The organism is Pseudomonas sp. 43mfcvi1.1 (genome assembly GCF_900115935.1).
Taxonomy (GTDB): domain Bacteria; phylum Pseudomonadota; class Gammaproteobacteria; order Pseudomonadales; family Pseudomonadaceae; genus Aquipseudomonas; species Aquipseudomonas bijieensis.
Window position 1 is genome coordinate 534,701 of record NZ_UETT01000001.1, and the last position, 21,159, is coordinate 555,859.

General features: G+C 59.7%; 21 protein-coding genes. 4 read left to right on the plus strand and 17 right to left on the minus strand.

Annotated features, from left to right (window positions below):
• Positions 1 to 33 precede the first annotated feature (33 nt).
• Genes DTP52_RS02480 through DTP52_RS02495 form a run of 4 tightly spaced genes read right to left on the minus strand, consistent with a single transcriptional unit; the run spans position 34 to position 3,620 of the window.
• Positions 34 to 786, minus strand: coding sequence for an N-formylglutamate amidohydrolase (locus DTP52_RS02480; protein ID WP_109751683.1), 753 nt, complete (start codon positions 784 to 786; stop codon positions 34 to 36).
• A complete protein-coding gene (locus DTP52_RS02485) occupies positions 770 to 2,122 on the minus strand; it encodes a glutamine synthetase family protein (RefSeq protein ID WP_109751684.1) in 1,353 nt (450 codons plus the stop codon). Before DTP52_RS02485 ends, DTP52_RS02480 begins: the two co-directional genes overlap by 17 nt.
• Positions 2,119 to 2,763: an isochorismatase family cysteine hydrolase gene (locus tag DTP52_RS02490; protein WP_109751685.1), complete on the minus strand. Its 645-nt coding sequence runs from the start codon at positions 2,761 to 2,763 to the stop codon at positions 2,119 to 2,121. The genes DTP52_RS02485 and DTP52_RS02490 overlap by 4 nt, the downstream gene beginning before the upstream one ends.
• Positions 2,764 to 2,765: 2 nt before the next feature.
• Positions 2,766 to 3,620, minus strand: coding sequence for a MurR/RpiR family transcriptional regulator (locus DTP52_RS02495; RefSeq protein WP_109751686.1), 855 nt, complete (start codon positions 3,618 to 3,620; stop codon positions 2,766 to 2,768).
• A 299-nt stretch (positions 3,621 to 3,919) separates the two neighbouring features.
• Between DTP52_RS02495 and DTP52_RS02500 the strand changes: the two genes are divergently transcribed.
• The gene (locus tag DTP52_RS02500) at positions 3,920 to 4,489 is read left to right on the plus strand and encodes a histidine phosphatase family protein (RefSeq protein ID WP_109751687.1); all 570 of its coding nucleotides are present in this window, start codon (positions 3,920 to 3,922) and stop codon (positions 4,487 to 4,489) included.
• Between the two features lie 5 nt (positions 4,490 to 4,494).
• Complete coding sequence (gene cobF / locus DTP52_RS02505; RefSeq protein WP_109751688.1) at positions 4,495 to 5,253, plus strand: precorrin-6A synthase (deacetylating); 759 nt, start codon at positions 4,495 to 4,497, stop codon at positions 5,251 to 5,253.
• 167 nt (positions 5,254 to 5,420) lie between these two features.
• Here cobF and ftrA read toward each other — a convergent pair whose 3' ends face one another.
• Complete coding sequence (gene ftrA, locus DTP52_RS02515) at positions 5,421 to 6,380, minus strand: transcriptional regulator FtrA (RefSeq protein WP_109751689.1); 960 nt, start codon at positions 6,378 to 6,380, stop codon at positions 5,421 to 5,423.
• A gap of 101 nt (positions 6,381 to 6,481) precedes the next feature.
• Between ftrA and DTP52_RS02520 the strand changes: the two genes are divergently transcribed.
• The gene (locus DTP52_RS02520; protein WP_109751690.1) at positions 6,482 to 6,916 is read left to right on the plus strand and encodes a rhodanese-like domain-containing protein; all 435 of its coding nucleotides are present in this window, start codon (positions 6,482 to 6,484) and stop codon (positions 6,914 to 6,916) included.
• A 30-nt stretch (positions 6,917 to 6,946) separates the two neighbouring features.
• Here DTP52_RS02520 and DTP52_RS02525 read toward each other — a convergent pair whose 3' ends face one another.
• The 11 genes from DTP52_RS02525 to DTP52_RS02575 all read right to left on the minus strand — a co-directional run bounded on the left by DTP52_RS02525 (position 6,947) and on the right by DTP52_RS02575 (position 19,639).
• Entirely contained in the window at positions 6,947 to 8,200 is a 1,254-nt protein-coding gene (locus tag DTP52_RS02525; RefSeq protein WP_109751691.1) for a cysteine desulfurase-like protein, read from the minus strand.
• A 34-nt stretch (positions 8,201 to 8,234) separates the two neighbouring features.
• A complete protein-coding gene (gene cysS, locus DTP52_RS02530) occupies positions 8,235 to 9,605 on the minus strand; it encodes a cysteine--tRNA ligase (RefSeq protein WP_176689567.1) in 1,371 nt (456 codons plus the stop codon).
• A gap of 48 nt (positions 9,606 to 9,653) precedes the next feature.
• Complete coding sequence (gene yfcF, locus DTP52_RS02535; protein ID WP_109751693.1) at positions 9,654 to 10,289, minus strand: glutathione transferase; 636 nt, start codon at positions 10,287 to 10,289, stop codon at positions 9,654 to 9,656.
• A gap of 25 nt (positions 10,290 to 10,314) precedes the next feature.
• Positions 10,315 to 11,592: an ATP-grasp domain-containing protein gene (locus DTP52_RS02540; RefSeq protein ID WP_109751694.1), complete on the minus strand. Its 1,278-nt coding sequence runs from the start codon at positions 11,590 to 11,592 to the stop codon at positions 10,315 to 10,317.
• On the minus strand, positions 11,589 to 12,548 hold the full coding sequence (locus tag DTP52_RS02545) for a hypothetical protein (protein WP_146206832.1): 960 nt from the start codon (positions 12,546 to 12,548) through the stop codon (positions 11,589 to 11,591). Before DTP52_RS02545 ends, DTP52_RS02540 begins: the two co-directional genes overlap by 4 nt.
• A gap of 26 nt (positions 12,549 to 12,574) precedes the next feature.
• Positions 12,575 to 13,495 (minus strand): JmjC domain-containing protein, encoded by a 921-nt coding sequence (locus DTP52_RS02550; RefSeq protein ID WP_158285161.1) that lies wholly within the window; start codon positions 13,493 to 13,495, stop codon positions 12,575 to 12,577.
• Between the two features lie 49 nt (positions 13,496 to 13,544).
• The gene (locus DTP52_RS02555) at positions 13,545 to 15,104 is read right to left on the minus strand and encodes a thioredoxin family protein (RefSeq protein WP_109751697.1); all 1,560 of its coding nucleotides are present in this window, start codon (positions 15,102 to 15,104) and stop codon (positions 13,545 to 13,547) included.
• A gap of 31 nt (positions 15,105 to 15,135) precedes the next feature.
• Positions 15,136 to 16,533 (minus strand): KamA family radical SAM protein, encoded by a 1,398-nt coding sequence (locus DTP52_RS02560; RefSeq protein WP_109751698.1) that lies wholly within the window; start codon positions 16,531 to 16,533, stop codon positions 15,136 to 15,138.
• 253 nt (positions 16,534 to 16,786) lie between these two features.
• Entirely contained in the window at positions 16,787 to 17,434 is a 648-nt protein-coding gene (locus DTP52_RS02565; RefSeq protein ID WP_109751699.1) for a DUF2282 domain-containing protein, read from the minus strand.
• A 599-nt stretch (positions 17,435 to 18,033) separates the two neighbouring features.
• A complete protein-coding gene (locus tag DTP52_RS02570; protein ID WP_109751700.1) occupies positions 18,034 to 18,825 on the minus strand; it encodes a DNA-binding domain-containing protein in 792 nt (263 codons plus the stop codon).
• Positions 18,815 to 19,639, minus strand: a complete 825-nt coding sequence (locus DTP52_RS02575) for a DUF692 domain-containing protein (protein ID WP_109751701.1) — start codon at positions 19,637 to 19,639, stop codon at positions 18,815 to 18,817. Before DTP52_RS02575 ends, DTP52_RS02570 begins: the two co-directional genes overlap by 11 nt.
• 135 nt (positions 19,640 to 19,774) lie before the next feature.
• Here DTP52_RS02575 and DTP52_RS02580 point away from each other — a divergent pair, with 135 nt between their 5' ends.
• Positions 19,775 to 20,491: an alpha/beta hydrolase gene (locus DTP52_RS02580; RefSeq protein ID WP_109751702.1), complete on the plus strand. Its 717-nt coding sequence runs from the start codon at positions 19,775 to 19,777 to the stop codon at positions 20,489 to 20,491.
• 59 nt (positions 20,492 to 20,550) lie between these two features.
• Here DTP52_RS02580 and DTP52_RS02585 read toward each other — a convergent pair whose 3' ends face one another.
• Entirely contained in the window at positions 20,551 to 21,138 is a 588-nt protein-coding gene (locus DTP52_RS02585; protein ID WP_109751703.1) for a hypothetical protein, read from the minus strand.
• Positions 21,139 to 21,159: the final 21 nt, after the last annotated feature.

Here is a 21,159-nt window from a genome sequence, read left to right on the forward strand (position 1 = left end):
GCTGTCTGTCGCTGGGAGTCTGCCGCTGCCGCGCTACAGCAAAGGTGCCAGGTAGGCACTCCAGGTCCGTACCGCCTCGGGGCTGCGCAACAGGTCGTTGCGCACTTCGATCAATACCGAATCCAGGCCGCGTCCATCGCCGTGCACCGGGACCGTCATGTCGCTCAAGGGGTTGATCTTGTAGGGCTGGTTGCCCGCCGCCCGCAGTGAGTGCCGGCCCAGCCCGTCGACGATACGTTGGGCGTATTCCTTGGCTTCGCCGAACAGCACGCCCGCTTCCAGGGCGCGCGGTTGGCCATAGAACACCGGGGTGAAACTGTGGATGCCCACCACGCGCACCGGTCGGTTGGCGGCCAGGCGCTGGTCGATCAACGCCCGCAATCGATCATGGAAGGGGTGGAACAGGCACTGCCGGCGATATTCGCGAGTGGCTTCGTTCAGGGCATGGTTGCCCGGGACCTGATAGATCTCGCTCTGGGCTGGAATGCTGTCCGGCACGTGCAGTGGGCGGTTGAGGTCGATCAGCAGCCGTGAATAGTTGGCCGACAGCAACGTTGCGCCGAGGGTTTCGGACAGGCGTTCGGCCAAGGCCAGGGCACCGATATCCCAGGCGATGTGCTCCTGGGACGCCGTTTCATCCAGACCCAGGTCATTCAGCGCACCGGGAATGAAGCGGCTGGCGTGTTCGCACACCAGCAGCACCGGATGTTCGGACTCCTCCCGGGCCAGCCGGTAAGGTGGCTTGGTGTAGAGACCTGATTCAGCACATTCAATAGATTCGTGCATAGTGCTCACAACGCTCGGCAGGTGACAGCGCCTGGGTCAAGGCCAGCTCCTGGGCCTTCAAGGCGAAGTAGGTTTCGACCAGCGGGCCGGGCAGGGTTTCGAGCAGCGCCCCGCTGTGGCGAAGGCAGTCCAGTGCCTCGGCCAGGGTTGTCGGCAAGGCGATAATGCCACGGGCACGACGTTGTGCTTCATCCAGCTCATCGGGTATTTCATCGGTGACAGCGTTCAACGCCAGTCGTTGCTGGATGCCCAGGCGCCCGGCGATCAACAGCGCCGCCATCGCCAGGTGCGGCGAGGCGCTGGCGTCCATGGCGCGGAACTCCAGGTTGTACTGGTTCGCCAGCGGTTTTCCACCCAGGCTCACGGTTGGGCAGATACGCAGCGCCGCTTCGCGGTTGCGCTGTCCCAGGCACGCATAGGATGCGCTCCAGTGATGCGGTTGCAGCCGCTCGTAGGACACTGGCGTCGGCGCGGTCAGCGCACACAGCGCCGGCAGATAGTGCAGCACCCCGGCGGCCCAATGCTGGCCGAGGCTGGACAAGCCGTTGCTGCTGGCGGCGTCATGCAGCACCGGGTCTGCGCTCAGGTCTTGCAGGCTCAGGTGCAAATGCACGCCGTTGCACACGGCATGTTCCGAGGTCTTGGGGGCGAAGCTCACGTCCAGGCCCATTTGCCGGGCGATCTCGCGGGTGATTTCCCGTACGTTCACGGCTCGGTCGGCAGCGGCCACGCCCAAGGTCGGGCGGCAAGTGATCTCGTATTGCTGCTTGCCATATTCAGGCAGGAACATTTCCGGTTCGACGCCGCCAGCGCGCAGGGCGCTGAGCAACCACCCGGCGAACCCGGCCTGCTGGCGCTGGGCCTGGAGGCTGAAGGCCAGTCGATCAGGCTGCGCAGGCGTGGTCACCAGGTTGAATTCATGTTCGAACGCGGCGAAAACCTGCAAGCCCAGGTCGGCGCGATAACGCTCCACTTCGTCCTGCAGCAGCGTGCGCGGGCAGGCACTCCAGGGGCGGCCATCGGTCTCCCGGATGTCGCAATGGATGAAGTCCAGGGCGGGCGCCTGGACGTCGGGGCCGTTGTTGACGGTCACCCGGCTGGACAGGTCCGGCACCAGTCGCAGGTCGCCATAGGCGCCCCAGGGGTTGGTCGAAGCGATGATGTCCTGGGGCGTCAGCGCGCTGTTGGCCGGCACCCAGCCACAACCGGCGGTGACGTAGTGGGGCAATTCATCGCTGGGAAACGAGCGCCCACGGGTCACGCCGATCAGGTCGGTGGTCACCAGCGTCGTGACGGGCAACGGGGCGAGGATGCTAGCAGTATCGAGGCGGCTCACGGCTGCATCTCCTGCAAACGCGCGAGTACGGTGTCGGTATCGGTGATCCAGCAATAGCCCTTGATCGCGTTCAGGCATGCCAGGTGCCGTTGTTCGGTGTAAGTGGCGCAGGCATCTTCCACCAGCGTGACCAGGTAGCCGCGGTCGGCGGCGTCGCGCACGGCCATGTCGACGCACTGGTCGGTGACGATGCCGGCAACGATCAGGTGTCGGGTCCGCAGGTTGCGCAGCACGTAGTCGATGTTGGTGGAATTGAAAACCCCGGAGGAGGTCTTGGGCAGTACGATTTCGTTTTCCAGCGGCGCCAGTTCGGCAATGATCTGCGCCTCTGGGCTGCCCTTGGGCAGGTGCATGTCCGACAGCTTGTGGTCCAGGGAACGGTCGCGGCCATCGGCGGTGAGGCTTTCGATGTGGGTGTGCAACACGTTGTGCTGGGCTTCTCGCATCGCATTGAGCAAGCGCTGCTGGTTGGGGATGACCTGCTGGCGCGCCCGATGGATGAAGTACTCGGCCTCCCGGGTGTGCAGGTGGGCATCGAATTGCGGTTCCAGCCAGGCGCGTTGCATGTCCACCAGCAGCAATGCGGTGTGGTCGCGAGTGAACGGCAAATCCCGAGGGGAGCGGTGGGGGAGCGAGAACATCCTTATTTTTCCTCCAACAGATGCGTGTTGAATTCCGTGCGCAAGGCGTCGATGCCTTCCAGGCGTTCGGCCAGTTCGGGGCATTGCAGGGTCAGGCAGGCGATCAGTGCCTCGACCTGGGCCAGCGCCGGCACCAGGCTGTCGAAGGCTGAGATCGATTCCACCGGGGCGCTGATGATCAGGTCGGCTAGCTCGCGCAAGGGCGAGGCATAGACGTCGCTGAACAGCACGACGCGGGCGTGGCGCTCCTTGGCCGCGCTGGCCACGCGCAGGGCTTGGGCCTGGTAGCGACGGTAATCGAAGATCAGCACCACGTCCTGGCGTTGCACGTCGAACAGCCGGTCGGGCAGTTGGGCGTTATCGTCCAGGGCGAAACAGCCAGCGCGCAGCAGACGCAAATGGTTGAGCAGATAGTGGGCCAGGAAGCTGCTGAAGCGCCCGCCGAAGCAATGCACCTGGTGGCGGCTGTCGAGCAGCCACTGCACAAGAATGCGCACGTCTTCGGGTTGGGTCAGGGCCTGGGTGTCGATGAGCTTGCGTTGACTGGCGGCCAGGTACTGGCTCCAGGTATCGCCTTGCTGCAATTTGGCCCGCGGTTGCAACAGAGTGCGTGGGGAGCGCAGGCGATGGTCCATGTCACTGAGCAGAGCATCCTGGAATTCGGCATAACCGCCAAACCCGAGCTTTTTCACCAGCCGCACGATGGTCGGGTCGCTGACGCCGGCATGGTCTGCCAGGCGTGACATCGGACCGAGGCCGTTGCGTGGGTAGTGATCAAGCAGGGCACGTACGACCTTGCGTTCCGACGGCGTCAAAACCAGGCCGGGATCAGTGATCAGGTCTCTGAGGGGTGGCATCCGTGCTCCTTGCCGGGATGGGTGTTGAATTTCTTTCATAACTCCTGAAAACAGTATTTATGTAGCTGGTGCTACATGTCCAGCGGTTTTTACGTTCCGTTTAAAATGCTCCAGAATTGTGCGAAACCCCTGTAGGAGTTGGTCCTGACTGGGTAGACCAGGTATGTCAGCCGATGCTTCTGGTGATGTCGGATATAGCGCCTTTTTGTCTCGGTTATTTGATTTCGTATAAGGTGCTGTACAACTAAATGCATGAATATCCCGTCCATGCGCCCCTTCCGATTGCCTGAGTATCCAGCGTGCAAGCCACTCGACTGACCTTGATCTGCCACGCTCGCACCGTCGCCCAGAAGCAGGCGCGCTTCGGTCTGGACGAATCGTTGGACGCCGAATGGCTGGCGCGTTCAGCGCAGGTTGCCCAGCGCTACCGAAATGTCCGGCAACTGCTGTGCGGGCCGGAGTTGCGTACTCGTCAGACCGCCGCCTTGTTCGGCGACGAACCCCTGGTGGACCCGGCCCTGGTCGATTGCGATCTGGGACGCTGGCGCGGGCTGTCCATCGATGAGTTGCTCAAGGCTGAACCGCAAGCCGTGCAAACCTGGCTCGACGATGCCGAGGCGGCCCCCCATGGCGGTGAATCTGTCGCCCAGTTGTGTCGCCGTGTGGCTGATTGGCTGACCGACCTGGAAAACCGACCAGGACATCTGCTGGCCGTCACCCACCCCCTCGTGATCCGTGCAGCCCTGGTGAATGTCCTGGGTTGCCCGGCCGCCACATTCAACCGGATCGACATCGAACCGTTGTCCACCCTCGAACTGCGTTTCAACGGCGTATGGCGATTGCGCACCCAGGGACCTGGCCAGGAGTAGCCGCGATGAAGAAGTTGTCAGTCATTGGCATCGGGGCCGGCGATCCGGACCACTTGACGATGCAGGCGGTGAAAGCCTTGAACCGCTTGGACGTGGTCTTTCTCATGGACAAGGGCCCGGCCAAGGACAAACTGTTGGACCTGCGGCGTGAAATCTGTCGACGCTACATCGTTGATTGCACCTACCGTTTCGTCGAAGCCGACAGCCCGGAGCGCCAACGCGGCGACCTGGACTACAAGGACACCGTCGAAGCGTTGAACCGAGCTAAACAGGCCACCTTCGAACGCTTGATCGATGAAGAACTGTCCGACGGTCAGCGGGGTGGTTTTCTGGTGTGGGGCGATCCGGCGTTGTACGACAGTACCGTGCGCATCCTGCAGGCGATCCTCGATGCGGGCCGCTGCGTTTTCGAATTCGAGGTGATCCCCGGTATCACCAGTGTCCAGGCCCTTGCCGCCCGGCACAAAGTGCCGTTGAACAGCATTGGTGGTGCGCTGGAAATCACCACTGGACGCCGGTTGGCGGCAGGGCAGGTGGGTGATGCGGCGAGTATGGTGGTGATGCTCGATGCTGAGGACGCCTATCGCCAGGTGAGCGATCCCGATACGCAGATTTACTGGGGCGCCTATGTGGGCACGCCGGATGAAATCCTTATCGCCGGCCGACTGGGAGACGTGGCCGATGACATCGAACGCACCCGCAAGGCTGCGCGCGAGGCGAATGGGTGGATCATGGATACGTATTTGTTGCGTAAGCCCCAATGATGCCGCCCATCAACCTGTGGCGAGAGGTATGTGGGAGCAAGGCTTGCCCGCGATACAGGCGATGAGGGCTTCAAGAAATCGAGGCGCTCATATCGCGAGCAAGCTTTGCTCCCACATATATTCGCTCGCCATGACAGCGTTCGACAATTCCATCACCAATGGGCTACTTACCCCCGCCCAAACCGCTCCCGATACACCGACGGCGCCAACCCCACGACGCTGCGAAACGCCACGCGAAAGCTTTCCACCGAGCGGTAGCCACACAGTTGTGCGATGTTGTCGGTGTTGTCCCCGGTGCTTTCCAGTAGCTCACGGGCCCGGGCCAGGCGTTCATGTTGCAGCCAGGCCTTGGGCGACACGCCGCAGGCCTGGGTGAAATGGCGCAGGAAGGTGCGTTCGCTCATGGCCGCCTGGCTGGCCAGTTCGCGCACGCCGAGTGGTTCATGCAGGCGTTCGCGAGCCCATTGCATGACGCTCGACAGGTCGCTGCGTGGCGTGCGGCTGACCGGCGAGGGAATGAACTGGGCCTGGCCGCCCGTACGTTGCGGCGACATCACCAATCGGCGTGCCACGGAGTTGGCGACCTGGACACCATAGTCCCGTGCCACCAGGTGCAGGCAGGCATCGATACCGGCGGCGCTGCCCGCCGAGGTGATGACCTGTCCTGAATCCACATACAGCACATCCGGGTCTACCCGCACGGCGGGAAAGCTTGCGGCCAGTTCGTCGGTGTAGCGCCAATGCGTCGTGGCGCCCAGGCCATCGAGCAGCCCGGCGGCGGCGAGTACGAAGGCACCGGAGCAGATCGACAGCAGGCGCGCACCACGTGCGTGGGCCCTGCGCAGCGCCTCGAGCAACGCCGGGGACGGTGGCTCGCTGCGGCTGCGCCAGCCTGGCACGACAATGGTCCGAGCGGTTTCGAGCAGTTCCATGCCGCCATCGGCCAATACCTGGAAGCCGCCCATGGCGCGCATCGGCCCTTCATCGACCGCGACGATCCGATGCGCGTACCAGGGGAAATCGAATTCCGGTCGCTCCAATCCGAAGATCTCGACGGCAACACCGAATTCGAAAGTGCACAGGCCGTCGTAGGCGAGGATCGCGACCAGACCAGGAGTAGGCTGCATTTGGCGGAAAATTCCCACAGAGTGTCTTGTGCGCCACTGTAGCGGTAAGCACCAGGGGGATAAAGTCTCTTCATGCCTTATCTATCCTGGAGTACACACCCATGACCAGCCTGGTTCGCGAAGTGCCTGCTGCCCCGTCCGATATCGCCCTGCAGCATTTCAGTAGTCGCCTGACATTCGAAACGGATTGTTCCGACGTTCATGCCAGCCAACAGGTCGGCAACGTTGATTTTGTGTTGGTGGACGTACGCGGACCACTGGCCTACGAGCGCGGCCATGTACCCGGGGCGATCAACCTGCCAACTCGCACGATCACCGCCCAGGCACTGGCCGCCTACGCCAAGACCACCCTGTTCGTGGTGTATTGCGCCGGCCCCCATTGCAATGGCGCGAACAAGGCGGCGGTGCGTCTGGCAACCTTGGGTTACCCGGTCAAGGAAATGATCGGCGGCGTCATGGGCTGGCTCGATGAAGGCTTTCGCCTGACCGGCTCAGTGGAGCGCGTGGCGGACCAGGCCATTCGCTGCGATTGCTGAGGCTGGCCGATCCACTGTCCGGTGGCTTGCTCAGGGCATGATTCGAACGAGGTCATCCATTGCCGACAGGAAACGATGAACGTCGTCTTCAGAGGTGTACTGCGCAAGGCTGATCCTGACCACGCCGTCATGCTCGTCAATGCCCAGGGCGCGAACGGTCTGCGGGCTGAAATGATGACCATGCCAGAGACGAATGCCTTGTTCGGCCATGTGCCGGGAAATCATTTCGCTGGGTGTCGACTCCAGGGTAAAGGAGACGGTCGGCACCCGGCGCTCCCGTTCATGTGACGTTCGGTAGCCGTGGATATGAACACCCTTGAGGCTGCTCAATCCTTCCAGGGCTGACTGCACCAGCCGCTGCTCGTATTCGACGATGGCGTGCATCCCCGCGACAATCTGCTGGCGCTTGCCAGTCTGCTCGCCGCACGCTCCGAACTCGCGACCGATCCATGCCAGATGATCGATGGCCCCCAGGATTCCGGCGATCGCCTCTCGGCTCTTGCTCCCGGTTTCGAATTTATAGGGCGGCTTATCGGCAGTGGGGCGAGGTTTGTAGGGCATGAGCCTTTCGAGCAACGCCAGGCGACCCCAGAGGATTGCGTGATGGGGGCCGTGGAGTTTGTGCGAGGAACACACCAGGAAGTCACACCCCAGGGTCTGCACATCGATCACCCCATGGGGGGCGAACTGAACCGCATCGACATAGACCATTGCGCCTTTGCGCTTGGCCAGTGCGGCAACCGCGGCGACATCATTGATCGTGCCGGTGACGTTGTTCGCATAGCTCAACGCGACGACCTTGGTACGTTCCGTAATGATCGACTCCATGTCGGCGGTGCTGAAACCGTAGGTAAGGGGATCGAACGGCAGCCAGAGAATTTTCAGTTCCAGGTCTTTCGCCAATTCGAGCCATGGCGAAATATTGGCTTCATGATCTGACTGGGTCAGGACAATCTCGTCGCCTTTGCCAAGGCTTCGGCCGAGGCAACGGGAGAGATGAAACGTCAGCGTCGTCATGTTCTGGCCGAACACGATTTCCTCGGCACAGTGGGCATTGACCAGTGCGGCTGCCGCGCACCGTGCCTGGACGATGGCTTTTTCTGCAATGACCGATGTCGAGAAATGGCCGCCCAGGTTGGCATTGTTTTCAATCGCCGCCTCGACGCTCGCCTCCAGGGCGCGCTTGCACATCTGGGTCCCGGCGGCGCTGTCGAGAAACACGCTGTTGCTCGCCGATGCCAGGGAGAAAATCGGAAACTGTTGCCTGATACGCTCGATATTCAAACTGTCGTTCCTTCGTGGTGGCGACTGAGGCCGTTCAGGCCTTCAGGTCGCTGAGGCTGATGCCCTGGGCCAGCAGCAAATCCCTGATTCGATCGGATTCCGCCCAGTTTCTTTCGTTACGGGCAACGTTACGCGCCGCGATCAAGTCGCTTTGTTCCGATGTCAGGCGGGTGGCCTGAGTGTCGAATAAACCGATGTCCAGCACCGCATTGAAACTGCGTAGCAGGTCGATGCGTTCCGACTCAGTCAGTTCATTGGACTTGATCACCCACCAGAACTCAGCCATGGCGCTTGGCGTGTGCAGGTCCTTTTCGAGCGCAGCGAAGAACCTTCGATAGGACGCGGCATGCAGTGCTGAAAAAGCTTCGCCGGGAGGGCTGTTGTTCTCCAGGGCACTGCTGATCCGTCGCCGAGCTTTTTGCAATGCCGTGGCGACGTCATCCAGGGCCTCCCATGAAAAAGCCAGGGCGCTGCGATAATGCGAGCCCAGGACCAGCAACCGGAACGCGCAGGGGTCGTAGCCTCTGTCGACCAGCGAGTCCACAGTGAGGAATTCCCCGCTGGACTTGGACATTTTCTCTGCCTCCACGTTGAGAAACTCGCAGTGGAACCAGTAGTTGACCCAACGGTGACCGAAGCAGCATTCCGACTGCGCGATCTCGTTGGAATGGTGGACGTTGATATGATCGATACCACCGCAATGGATATCGACCCTTTCACCCAGGTACTTGCTTGCCATGGCTGAGCACTCGATATGCCAGCCGGGAAATCCCAGGCCCCAGGGAGATTCCCACTTCATGATCTGACCAGGAAACTTCGAGGTCGAAAACCATAAGGCGAAGTCCGCTTGCGACCGCTTCAATGGATCGTGACTGACACGCTCAGTGGCTCTTTGCTCGTCCAGCACCAGCTGTCCAAGTTCATGATAGGCAGGAAATTTTTCCACGCTGAAATAGACATTGCCGGCACTTTCATAGGCCACGCCTTTTTCCAGCAAGCGTTCGATCAACGTGATGATTTCGGGAATATGTTGCGTCGCCCGGCAGACCACGTCAGGCCGGGTGATATTCAACAGGCCGCAGTGACGAAAAAACGCTTCTTCGTAGAATTGAGCGACCTGCCAGGGGGTCTTGTTCTCGCGAGCGGCACCCACCATCAATTTGTCATGGCCGGCGTCGGCGTCGGATTGCAGGTGCCCGACATCCGTGATGTTCATGACGTGCTTTACCACCAGCCCTTGATGACGCAGGGTCTTGGCCAGGACATCTTCGAAGATGTATGTGCGCATATTCCCGATGTGCGCATAGTGGTAGACCGTGGGGCCGCAGGCATAGAGGCCTACATGGTTTTCAACGATCGGAATAAAGGGGACGACAGTCCTTCCAAGTGTATTGAATAGTTCCATTGCCAACTCTTGCGTTGAGGGGGCATTGACGCCCCGGGCCAACCGGGCTCAGCGCCCGGAGGAAGTCGTATTGCCCTGTCGGTCGAGATCCAGCCATTGATGGACACTCTCGCGATCCCACGCCCGAAGCGCATAATGCTTCAACGTCTCGGGAACCGGGTCGCCGTTGTAGATGAGCCTGTTCAACATGCCGGCGGCATCGACGTCGGCGATGCTCCAATCGTCGAAAAGAAACGATCTCCCGTCCCGAAGGCTATGGGACAAGGTCTCGACCAGCCGCCGGGCATCGGCCATCGCCAATGGCCCCAGCGGTTCCTGCGACGGTGCGATGAAGATGGTCTCCGTGGGCCGGTTGCCGCGCAGGTTGAAGAAGTCGCTCCTCAGCCAGGCCTGGACCTGCCGGGCTTGGGCGCGGGCCTGAACGTCAACCGGGAACAAGCGGGCGCCCGGCGCAATGTCGTTCAGGTATTCGGCGATGGCGGACGATTCAGCCAGCGAAAACGTCCCGTCCACCAGCGTCGGAACGCGGTGGGTGAGCGAGATCCCGGTAAATGGCGGCCGCTGGTGATCGCCTTGGGAGAGGTCGAGGTAGTGCAGGCCAAAATCGAACCGGCACTCCTTGAGCGCTACGAACGCGCACATGGCAAAGGGCGACGTGCATTGATGATCCACATATAGCTTCATTGAGTCCGCTCCATCCCGATCAAAGTCAGCAGGCTTGCGCGACAGCTTCCTGGCTGAGTTGCACGTCGAAAAAGCCGGTGGCCTCGGCCTCCTTTTCCCGGATCCACAGGTAATCGGCATAGGTAACCGCAGGGTCTTCGTGAACCAGATAGATAAAGCCGTAGTTCGTCGAGATGCCGATGGTAGGCGCGACGCTGTCGCCAATTTCAGGGGCCCTGATCATCTTGAAGAAACTTGGCCTGGCGCTCAGTTCATCGAGCCAACGGCGATGGATCACCTGGCCGGCGACGCTGTTGATCATCCCGATGACTTCACACGTCGCGTTCGATCGGTTGACTTTATCCTGCATCGAATAGAACACCTCGGGATCGGCATAGCAGGCCGCGCAGAGATTGACGGCGTTGACGCCGCGCACGCGAGTCATCGCGCTGAGCTCCTGGGTCCCCATCATCCGGGCTGCCCACTCGATCAGCATCGGTCCGTTGGCCGTCACCATTACTTCCAGGAACGAGGGGCCGATGTTGACGCCGAATGCATCCAGGCACTGGTGAACATAAGCGATGATGGGAGCCGCTTCTTCCGAGAGCAGGTCGATCAGCACCTCACGATCGTTGACCACCCCGGCGCCTGGAACGGGCTTGCGATTGTCGCGCCAGATCTCGAAGACGAAATGTTCACCGTCGCGGGAAACAGCCTGTACCAGGTACTGCTGGCCAGCCAGGTATTCCATCGCCAGCAGCGTGTCGTTGATGAGCCCCATTTCGTTGAGTCGGCCCAGCTCCTTGTCCACCGCGTGACGCACCTGCACCATCTCGTAGCAGAAATGAATACCGTCCGCCCCGGCGCTGTTGACCGGCTTAATGACCACCGGCCAGCCGTCGATCGTCTCGATCGCGGCCTCGACCTCACTCATCTGATGAATCAAGGCGACCCGTGCCGCCGGGATATCCATCTGATGCAGCCGCTTGGCCATGTGCCATTTATCCCGGCGGCAGGCTGACAGCGCCGTGCCGTTGCCAGGCGTGCCCATCAACTCGCTGAGCTGGTCGGCCAGCTCAACGCCGGACTCGCATCCGGGAATGATGAACGCCGGTTCGAATTCAGCCAATTTGTCCGTCAGCGCCTTGAGATCTTGCGTCGCGACAAACCGCTGCTGGAAATCCTCTGGCCTGTAGCTGTCCACGTCATATTCGAGAATTTCGGCGGATGTCTGCACATGGATGCAGGTTATTCCATACAACTTGAGTTCGTCCGCAAGGCTTGCCCCGGTCGAGTAGGCATCGACGATCACCGCGTATTTCATGTTCTAACTCCTTCGACTGAAAGGCGACTAAGGTGGCAATAGCCGTTGTAGGTTGCGGCCAGGCAGATCAGGGCCACTCCCGCGAAACTGAACACTGAAAAGGCCAGTCTCGAATCAACGGTTTGAAAAATGATGGTGAACAAGGGAGCGGCCGCCAGGATGGCTTCCGTGGTGACGGGTTCGCAGCGCTTTATCCCTTCCTGCAGCAATAACAAGGGCAGGATCACGCCGACGAACGCCAGCAGGACCAAGGCGTCGAGATGATCGATGACGGCGGCGATCTCGCTCAGGTTCAAAGAGGTGTAGATGCCGGTAACCGCCAGCAAGAGATAGAACCGATGGGCATAGAGATAGTGACTCGACGCCCCGTGATCCGCGACGACCTTCGAGAGAATGCTGGTCAATGCCATTGCGACACCGCACACGAGCATCATCAGGTAGCCCAGCAGCACCTGGTCGCTGTCGAACTCATCCCTGACGGCGGTGCGTCCGTCCACCGAGACCCACCCCAGGTAGACGCTGGCCAGTGCGATGACAAGGGCGGCTATATAGTCGGCCCGGATCATGATCGCGGTCGGACGCAACAGCTTGTTCAGCACGAGCGTCGAAATTATCCCGACCCCGCCCACCAGCGCACTGACGATGGCCGGCTCCACCCATTTCAATGCCAGCAGAAAGGAGATCCAGAGTGCGGCGGAGCTGACGTTCAACATCAGCAGGCAACGTCGGATGGAGGCCTTTTTTTCCGGATTCGAAAGCAGGGCAGGCGTCGAGCGTTTCCGGGCCATGTAGCCGAGAAAGAACACAGGCCAGGCGACGGCGAATAACACGAATGTCGCTATGACACTGTCGAGGCGTTGCAGCAGGATCCCGAAATACACCTCCTTGAGCCCATCGATCACGTTGACAAGCATCAACGCCGTGATCCCCACAAACAGAGCTTGTGCAGTGCGCATGGTACGGATTCCAATCAAGAAAGCGGTCATAGGGAGGTAAGTGTGCGAATGTTCCCTTTCCTCGATTGCTTGTAGCGTTGGAGCAGCGCTTCTGCCGGCAATGTCCTGGACAACTTCGCGACTTCGTCCAGGCCGCTCTGTATATCGCCCAGGATGCGCTGGAGTGCAGACTCCGACAGCGTATCGAGCGGGTGAGCCCTGAGTCGTTCGTCCCCATGCAAACGGTCCAGCAGTGCATAGGTAATGATGTCGGCAACAGTCGGCGGGTTGATCACGAAACCGATGGAAAAGGACTCTTCGTGGGCCACCGTGGCATGCCAATAACCTCGGGGCATGAACGTCGTGGTGCCGGGCTTGACCAGCCTCTCCTCGTGGCCTTCGGGCATCGTCAGCGGCAATTTGGCGCCGGTGTAGGGATGCGTACCTTCCTGGTAGAAGCGGTTCGGGTTATTCGGGAAAAATGGATAGATGGGATCTGGTAGCGAAGTGTTTTCGGCGAACCTCCAGGTCTTCTCGCCCTTGATCTGGATCATGAAGTTGGTTTCATGATCGAAGTGCGTCGCCACTTCCACGCCATGGTTGGCCGCGAACGCCTCGCAGCTGACATAGTGCCTTGGGATGTCGAGTATCTTCGCCAGTTCATCGCAGGCCAGGGATATCGCCGGGAGCGCTTCCAGATCCTTTATATAGACCATCGCGGCGCCATCGTTGTACGGAGCGAGGGCATCGGCGGACCTGGCCACGGTAATACGCTTGCCACCTGCAAAGAGCAGGTCGACGGGCCCAGGCAGCGCATTGAACAGCTTTCGAATGTCCTGGAATTCTTCCAGGGCCGACAATTGCGTAAAGCGGCTCATTGCACCGTCGGCGACGTATGAGCGCTTGGGCCAGCACGTGTCGAGGAACACCTCGGTTTGGTCGCCAAACATCTGCTGCAGAATATTCATCACGCATTCCATCCTTGAAGCGGCGCGCATTGCGCGCCGCATTTTTTCATTACACGGCCGCGGCTACTGGCTGAGTATTCGACGTGGCGTAGGAGGCGTTTTCCCGCTTGTAGAGGTAGCCCTCGTAGACGCGGGCAAGCTCATCGCTGCGGGTTTTCAGTTGGCTGGCGGCGCTGGCGAAAAGCGCTTGCTGCTCGTCTCGCGACAGGCCCACCATTTCACCCTCGGCGCGACCCAGTGCGTTGAACAGGAGCTTGGCGAGCAGTTCGGTTTCCGATCGTTCATGGCCGATTCGCTGGCAAATGGTTTCGACGACCGCGGCATGATCGTGGAAGTGCCAACCCAGTCGGCAAAGACGGAATTTCACAGAGACAGGCGAGTCTTCCCACCAGTTCAGCGAGGCGTCGAGTTCGGCGTCGGTGATCCCGGAGAACTCCTCCACCAGCTGTTGGTGGCGTTTTTCCCAGAGGGTCAGCAACGACTGGATGCTGCCGAAGTTGTAGGGGGCCGGGCCATGTATCTTCCAGTTGAGCAACGCCGGGCTGACGTCCTGGGAGTGGCGGATGCCCGTCCGGCTGGCTTCCAGGGTAGAACGGATAGCAGGGGAGTGCGCCCAGAACTCGGCCATGACGCAGTGGACGATGTTGTTGCGAATTGTCCGCTGCTTGCCGAGGGTGTAATTCTGATGCAGGTGCTGCTGATCGTATTCGGACCCCTTGAGACCGATGAGGCTGGCTTGCAGGTCTCGGAAGGAAATCTGCCAGTCCCGGATGATCATTTGCGCACGGGTCAATCCGCGGCCTTGTGCCGCGCGCTTGTGCGCCGTTTCGGTCGCGACATCCAGCAGCATCTGGTAGATGCCCAGGCACAACTCACGCAGGCAGTCAGTGTAATGGGCCCAGCCGCCTTCGCCCTGGACGCCCGGCCAGTCGGCCATCAGTTCATGGTCCGGCACCTGAATCAGCGTATTGCAGAAGCGACGCACTTCGCGGGCAATGGCTGTCTGCGCGATGCCATCTTCGGACAAGCTGTCTTCAGGGTATTGTCCACGGGCCTGCACGATAGGCAGCCAATACGCCGCTTCCCGCACCGCCACGCTGGCCGTACTGCTGGCGTTCAGCGCCTTTCGCAATTTCGATTCGGCGATGGAATAGTTGAAGCTGGCCATGGCCTGCTTGGCCAGGCCTACCGAGAGTTGGGAAACGGTTTCGCTGGCATCGATATCACCCTCGACGTCGTGATGCACACGGCAGTACCCCAGGTCGAGTCGGGTATGGAGCGGAGCACCGAGGAATTTATGGTAGATGTCACCGTCGCTGGATATGAGTTGGAGAACCGGCGACATGATGAAGATGTGGCTCCCGACCAACTCGGAGATGCGTGGATCGGGTTGGGAGTTCTCTACTTCAACCCACACCGGAATCGTTGACTCATTGACCGCACCGATAAGCTGGGGGTCGTTGAAAACGCTGTCCACCAAGCGATTACAGCCATTACAGGACTGGCTATGGAAATAAATCAGTATCGGCTTGCCAGTCGATTTGGATTGCTCAATGGCGTGGACGTAGGACGTATGGTGGACCCAGTCAATCTTGTTGGTTTCGCTCATTTCTATGCTTCCATTCACGGTGGTTGAACACTTATTTGACGGATTTCAGTACATCTTCGAGCAACTGTGTCCGCGTCGCCGGATTCATCCAGAGGGCTTGGGCGTCTGCGGTCAGGGTATGGAGCGGGTCGCAGTAAAGAAAAACCTTGTCCTCCTTTACGGCCGGCGCGCGATAGGCGGCGATACCCAGGTATTGGTCGTAGTAGTCGTAGCTATGGATATCGCGCTTGCCGCCACCGCCGGGCAGATCCACGATGAAATGCGGCGTGTTATGCCCGGCAATCAGGCCACGGGTGGATTTTTCCAGGGCGATCGAATCGCAAAGGCTGGTTCTGAGTGCCTCGACACCACGAATCATGTCCCCTTGAAAACAGTAGTAGGGACGCACGTTCAGGTAGGCAAGGCATTCGTTCAAACGGTGCATGGTCTGCGGGTTGTCATTGACGCCTTTGAGGATGACGGCCTGGTTCCTGACCTCGACGCCACGCTCATAGAGCATTTCCAAGGCCTTGGCGGTGATCGCCGTTATTTCGTTCGGATGGTTGAAATGAGTGTGTATCGCAATGGACTTGTGCATCTTCCTCGCCCGGTCCGACAAGCGCGAAATGGCATCGGTCCAGTCGTGATCGCTCTGGATCTTCATCGGCAGTACCGCCAACCCCTTGGTGGCGAAACGCATGCGTCGTACATGGGGAACGTCCAGCAGTCGTTCACCGATCTCGGTGATCTGCCGGGCCTTGAGTCGATAGGCATCGCCGCCCGAGATCACTACGTCCTCGACACTGCAATTGGCTTCTATGTAGCGCAGGGCAGGCTCCCAGCGCTCGCCGGGGGCGTTGATCTTCTTCTTGGTCACCGCATCGGTGTCCAGCCCCACCGCATAGCTGCGGGTGCAATACCGGCAGTAGACCGGACAGACATTGGTCGCCAGGAACAACACGCGGTCCGGGTAGCGGTGGGTCAGCCCCGGGGCCGGTGAATCATCCTGCTCGCCCATGGGGTCGAGCTTCACCATGGGATGATCGATGGATATCTCCGAGGCCAGGGGCAGGAACTGGCGCCGCAACGGGTCCAGGTAAGGGTTGTCCCAGTCAATCAGCGAGAGGATATAGGGCGTCAGCCGGATAGACATCGGAGCCATCTGATGACCTTCTTCAAGGTCTCTCAGGAACGCGGCACTGATTCTGTTCTTGATCAATGCACCCAGTGCACCAACGCTGGTAATGGCATTTTTTTCTTGCCACAGATGATTCAGAAACAACTGGGCATCAATGCCTTTCCAATGATCCAGGTCGCGCCAGAATTCATCACTTCGAAAGGCATATCGCAGCGACAGTAATGGTTTCAGACGTTGGCCCTGAGAAGAATGGGCAATCAATGACTTTAATGGAATGTCAGCAAAGTCATAATCCACAATGTTACTTGACATTTGGTGTCGTCCCTTTCAGATGGCTGCGTCCATAGACTGACAATACTTAATATTTATCTTAAATCAAGGTGCTGGTTTATTTATTTATTCAGTACTTTTCAAAGGCGAAAGTGTACGTACTGCAAATTTTTTAATTGCAGTTTTTTGTCCCGAGCATAACCAGGCCAAGCGCTATTGTTGAGCGCGTATTGTTCTACGCTGCTCTATCGGCGCCTGAAGCGGTTAATGAAATGTATATAGGAGCACGGTGAATTCAGTTAGGCACGCTGCCCGATTTCACTTCTTGATGAATGAGTGCTGTGGAGGACGCGACAACCCCCGGTTGAGGCTGCGCCGTGCCCGAAGACTGGACCAGATATTGCGCCACGTTGGCGATGTCCTGGTCGCTGAGGGACTTGGCCACGGTCACCATCACAGGAGATGGACGCGAGGCATCACGGAAGGCTCGCAGTTGTGTCTCCACATACTTGGCAAACTGACCTGCCAGTTTTGGGTACTCGGCGTTTTCAGAGGCGCCAGCCGTGCCGTGGCAGGAAGAGCAGGCTACGATGCCGCGGGCATGATCGCCGGCGTTGAAGAGCCGTTCCCCGGCGCCAACGTCAACGGTCGCAGCGACAGCGGGCTCGTCGAACGGGCAGGCATCTGGCTGGGCTTTGACGACGCCGCCCATCTGCGTGCAGGTGCCTTTGGGTACAGCGACCCACTCAAGTGGATCGTTGTCGACCTTGCTCATTTCCGAGCAGTCGTGCAGGCAACTGCTGTCGGAGCAATCGTTATGACCTGCCTTGGCTACGCCGTAGCAAACCTCGGTCTCTGCTGTTTTATCAGTTGCCACATCGGCCAGCGAAGCACTGCTGATGGAGGCCAACGCGGTGGCTACCAGAATATCCTTTAGATTCATCACGCAAGTTCCCGGTCAAGGTTTTATACAGTCATTAATTTTTATGAGTCTTTCGCACACACGAACGGACCGTATTACAGTCAGTCTGTAAACATGTATCAGGCGTTCAGCGGATTATTTGATTTTTAAATGGGTTTTTAACGGTGCCCGCGACAAGCGAACTTGACCAGCAAGTCGTGCCGGAACTTCGTATGCAGGGAGTCATGAAGGTCGAGGGGCAAACAGCGATAAGAGGACGCCGTGTGCGCGGAGTTGATTCGCTCAAGTAACTGTTTGGATACATTTACCGCTCCCTTTTGGTACAGGCCGCGTCTGGCGACTTGTTCGGAATCCGTTCCTGTCAGGTTACACAGCACTCGTTGTCTATCGAAAGTGCTATGTGCCCGTCGTATCTTCACCGCGAAATCGAATCTATTGCTGGGGAGTTTGCAAGGTGCTTTCTATTTGTAGCCCACGACCAGAATATTTCTAATCGATATAAGCTTATAAAATGATTCAAGATGTAACAGGATGTCGCCGGCTGTCTACAATGGGGGTTCGGCCCCAGCAGTACGCGACCACGGAGACAGAATTGCCCGATACAGGTGTTTTGGCAGGGCTCAGGGAACGGCAGTCAGCAGGCCATCATTCAACCAGCGGGTGACCAGGGTAGCGCTATCGACCAGTTGGGGCTGACCCAGCGCGCTGTAACGCTCCTGGGCGGCGATCAACGCTTCGCCCAGGGTCGTGCCCTGCGCCAAGCGCTCCAGCGCCGCGGCTTCCCAGGGCTCGACCTCGCGTGCTTCGACGCTCCAGCCGTTTCGATAGACGAGAGCGGTGCAGGCGTGGCGGTTCACCGACGGTAGAGGCTGGTTCTGCTGGCGATGGGCGGCCCATATCTTGACCACCGGCCATTCGCAGGGCAGCAGTCCACAGCCCGGCGACAAGGTGAATCGTTGGATATCCAGCTCGGCGCTGCTCATTGTGGCCAGTGACCGAGGATCGAGTGCCGTGGCTTTTCGGGCATGAGAGGCAAGGTGGAGGGCCCATTCCAATGAGGCCACCGCCGCAAAATATGGGTAGGGCGCTACGGAAGGATATTGATCGAGGAAAGTCGGCAGGCGCTCGCCGAACATGCCCAGGTCTGGATGTCGCGACGGATAGCGCCGCCCATAGTCATAGGCGAGCGAGCGAAAAAAATGATCGCCCACCAGCGCCTTGATGACGGGATAGGTCAAGGCCAACGACTGCTCCTGATGCCGCCACAGCCCGCTGCGATAGCGTGCGAAGCGTCGCCGGTCCCCAGCGCTTGCCGTCTCCAACCATCCTTGTGGCAGGACAGAGGGCGATGATGAACTATCCAGCGCCTGGGTAAAGCTGATCTGCAGCGCGGCCAACTCTTCACGTGTCATGCAACACCTCCCGGGCAATCGTCCGAGCGATCTCGACCTGATCGAACAACTCGCCCAGCGGCGGCAGGCGTGTGTCCCATTCAACCAGTACCGGTACCGGGCCAAACCGGCGCAAGGCATTGCGATACAGTGCCCAGACCGGTTCCGCCACCGCGCTGCCATGATCGTCGATCAACAGGTCCTCTTCCTGGCTATGGCCCGCCAGATGAAATTCGCGAACAGCCGATTTATCCAGAGCCTCCAGGGCGGCGAGTGCGCATTCACCATGGTTGTACTGATTGACGTGGAGGTTATTGAGGTCGAGTAGCACTGCACTTCCGGTGCGTGCCACCACTTCGGCGAGGAACTGGGTTTCGCCCAGGGTATCGCCGTGGTAGCGCAAGCTGGTGGAGATGTTTTCGAGCAACAACTGTTGGCCCAACGTATCCTGGACCTGGTCGACCCGGTCACAGACCAGGTCCAGCGAAGCTTCAACCAGGGGTAGCGGCAGCAGGTCGTTGAGGCATCGTCCTTCAATCGCCCCCCAACTCAAATGCTCGGATACCAGGAACGGATTTACGTCCGCAGCCAGGCGTCGTATGCGTTCGACATGGGCGCTGGAAAAACCATGGACCGAGCCGATGCCCAGTCCGACGCCATGTAGGCTGATGGGATATCTTTGCGCCAGGCATCGCAGAACATGCAGGTCCTTGCCGCCAGGCCCCAAGTAGTTCTCCGTATGAACCTCAAGCCAGTCGACGGCGGGATGGCCCTCCAGGAACGCTTGATAATGAGGGGCCCTGAGGCCAACACCAATCCGTGGTAATGGACGCACTTTTTCTGACTCGCTTGTCGATGGTCGCCGCTGATCATAGCGCAGTGTCGGATCGAATTGAGCAACCACTGATAACCGCTGTCTACCGCCGGCACCGTGTCTGCTGTGCGGCTATCGAACGATGGAGGAAGATTGATGTTTAAAGCGCTCACCCTGTTTCTGTTGCTGGTCTCGTCCGGGTTGCAGGCCCAACCCTCGCTGCACACGGACTTGCCGCTCAACTACCTGGCCCAAGTCGATGGGCAAGCCGGTAACCGCCCGCTGGTGATCTTCCTGCACGGCTCCGGCAGCAACGAACAGGACCTGTTCGAACTCAAGGACGAACTGCCCCGGGATTACAACTACCTCTCGGTGCGGGCGCCGAAGAGCATGGAGCAGGACCGTTACCAGTGGTTCGCCAAAAAGGGCGAGGGCGCCTATGACGGTGACGCCTCGGACCTGAAGGCCAGCGGCCAGGTGCTGCTGGATTTCATCGACAAGGCCCGGGCCAAATATTCGACCGACGCGAGTAAGGTCTACCTGGTGGGGTTCAGCCAGGGGGCGATGATGAGCTACGAGGTGGCCCTGCGACACCCCGAAGCTGTCGACGGCATTGCCGCGATGGGCGGGCGTGTCCTGTCGGTGCTGCGGGCGGAACTGACCCCCGACGAGTCGCGACGGGCACTGGCGATATTCATCGGCCATGGCACGGCAGACCCGATCATTCCCTACCACGATGGCACCGAGGCCAACACATTCCTGAAGACCCTGGCGCTGGAACCGGAATTCCATGCCTACCTGGGCCTGGGCCACAGCATCAGTGCGCAGGAGGTGCAGGACCTGCGAGCCTGGCTGGAGCGACTCAACCCCTGACCCGCTGTAAATCCCTGTGGGAGCGAGCTTGCTCGCGATTGAGGGCTATGCGGTGCCCGTCACTGACCACTGGCGATCTGTTTCACCAACGCTTCATGACCGGTCTTGTCGCTGGCCCGGGAGATGATCTGCACCACCGCCATGCGCGTGCCGGAGGCGCCTATCAACGTGGTGTCCAGGGTTGGCCCGCCGCCCTGGGTGGCGCTGGTATCGAGCTGGCGCAGACCCAGGCCGGTGCCTTTCTGGGTCAGGCTTTTTTCGCCGAGGATCTTGGCGTCCGGCAGGGCCTTGGTTTTCTGAACGGCGAAGTCGGCGAAGGTGGTATCGAGAAAGGCATTGTCGTTGTCCTTCACATTCGCGCCGTTGACGATGGTGTTTTCAGCGGTGATCACAACGGTTCTGCTGGCGGCATTGCTGTACATCGTGCCCGTTGCCCCGGCCGTGCCCTGGGTCAGTTCACCGGCGGGCAGCGGCGTCGCCGTGAAACCCTTGGGCAGGGTGAAGTTAAGCTTGCCACCCAGCATCGAAACCTTCTGTGCCGGTGCATCGCCAGCGGTTTTGGCCGGGGCGGCATGGGCAGGTACCACGACCAGGCTGGCGATGGCCGCCAGCAACAGGGCGGTGGCTTGTTTACTCAGCAATGACATTGAAACGCTCCACGGATGGTC

Coding starts and splice junctions, on each gene's coding strand:
- DTP52_RS02480 (WP_109751683.1), bottom strand. CDS start 786: ATGCACGAATCTATTGAATGTGCTGAATCAGGTCTCTACACCAAGCCA.
- DTP52_RS02490 (WP_109751685.1), bottom strand. CDS start 2,763: ATGTTCTCGCTCCCCCACCGCTCCCCTCGGGATTTGCCGTTCACTCGC.
- DTP52_RS02495 (WP_109751686.1), bottom strand. CDS start 3,620: ATGCCACCCCTCAGAGACCTGATCACTGATCCCGGCCTGGTTTTGACG.
- cobF (WP_109751688.1), top strand. CDS start 4,495: ATGAAGAAGTTGTCAGTCATTGGCATCGGGGCCGGCGATCCGGACCAC.
- ftrA (WP_109751689.1), bottom strand. CDS start 6,380: ATGCAGCCTACTCCTGGTCTGGTCGCGATCCTCGCCTACGACGGCCTG.
- DTP52_RS02520 (WP_109751690.1), top strand. CDS start 6,482: ATGACCAGCCTGGTTCGCGAAGTGCCTGCTGCCCCGTCCGATATCGCC.
- cysS (WP_176689567.1), bottom strand. CDS start 9,605: ATGGAACTATTCAATACACTTGGAAGGACTGTCGTCCCCTTTATTCCG.
- yfcF (WP_109751693.1), bottom strand. CDS start 10,289: ATGAAGCTATATGTGGATCATCAATGCACGTCGCCCTTTGCCATGTGC.
- DTP52_RS02540 (WP_109751694.1), bottom strand. CDS start 11,592: ATGAAATACGCGGTGATCGTCGATGCCTACTCGACCGGGGCAAGCCTT.
- DTP52_RS02545 (WP_146206832.1), bottom strand. CDS start 12,548: ATGCGCACTGCACAAGCTCTGTTTGTGGGGATCACGGCGTTGATGCTT.
- DTP52_RS02550 (WP_158285161.1), bottom strand. CDS start 13,495: ATGAATATTCTGCAGCAGATGTTTGGCGACCAAACCGAGGTGTTCCTC.
- DTP52_RS02555 (WP_109751697.1), bottom strand. CDS start 15,104: ATGAGCGAAACCAACAAGATTGACTGGGTCCACCATACGTCCTACGTC.
- DTP52_RS02560 (WP_109751698.1), bottom strand. CDS start 16,533: ATGTCAAGTAACATTGTGGATTATGACTTTGCTGACATTCCATTAAAG.
- DTP52_RS02565 (WP_109751699.1), bottom strand. CDS start 17,434: ATGAATCTAAAGGATATTCTGGTAGCCACCGCGTTGGCCTCCATCAGC.
- DTP52_RS02570 (WP_109751700.1), bottom strand. CDS start 18,825: ATGACACGTGAAGAGTTGGCCGCGCTGCAGATCAGCTTTACCCAGGCG.
- DTP52_RS02580 (WP_109751702.1), top strand. CDS start 19,775: ATGTTTAAAGCGCTCACCCTGTTTCTGTTGCTGGTCTCGTCCGGGTTG.
- DTP52_RS02585 (WP_109751703.1), bottom strand. CDS start 21,138: ATGTCATTGCTGAGTAAACAAGCCACCGCCCTGTTGCTGGCGGCCATC.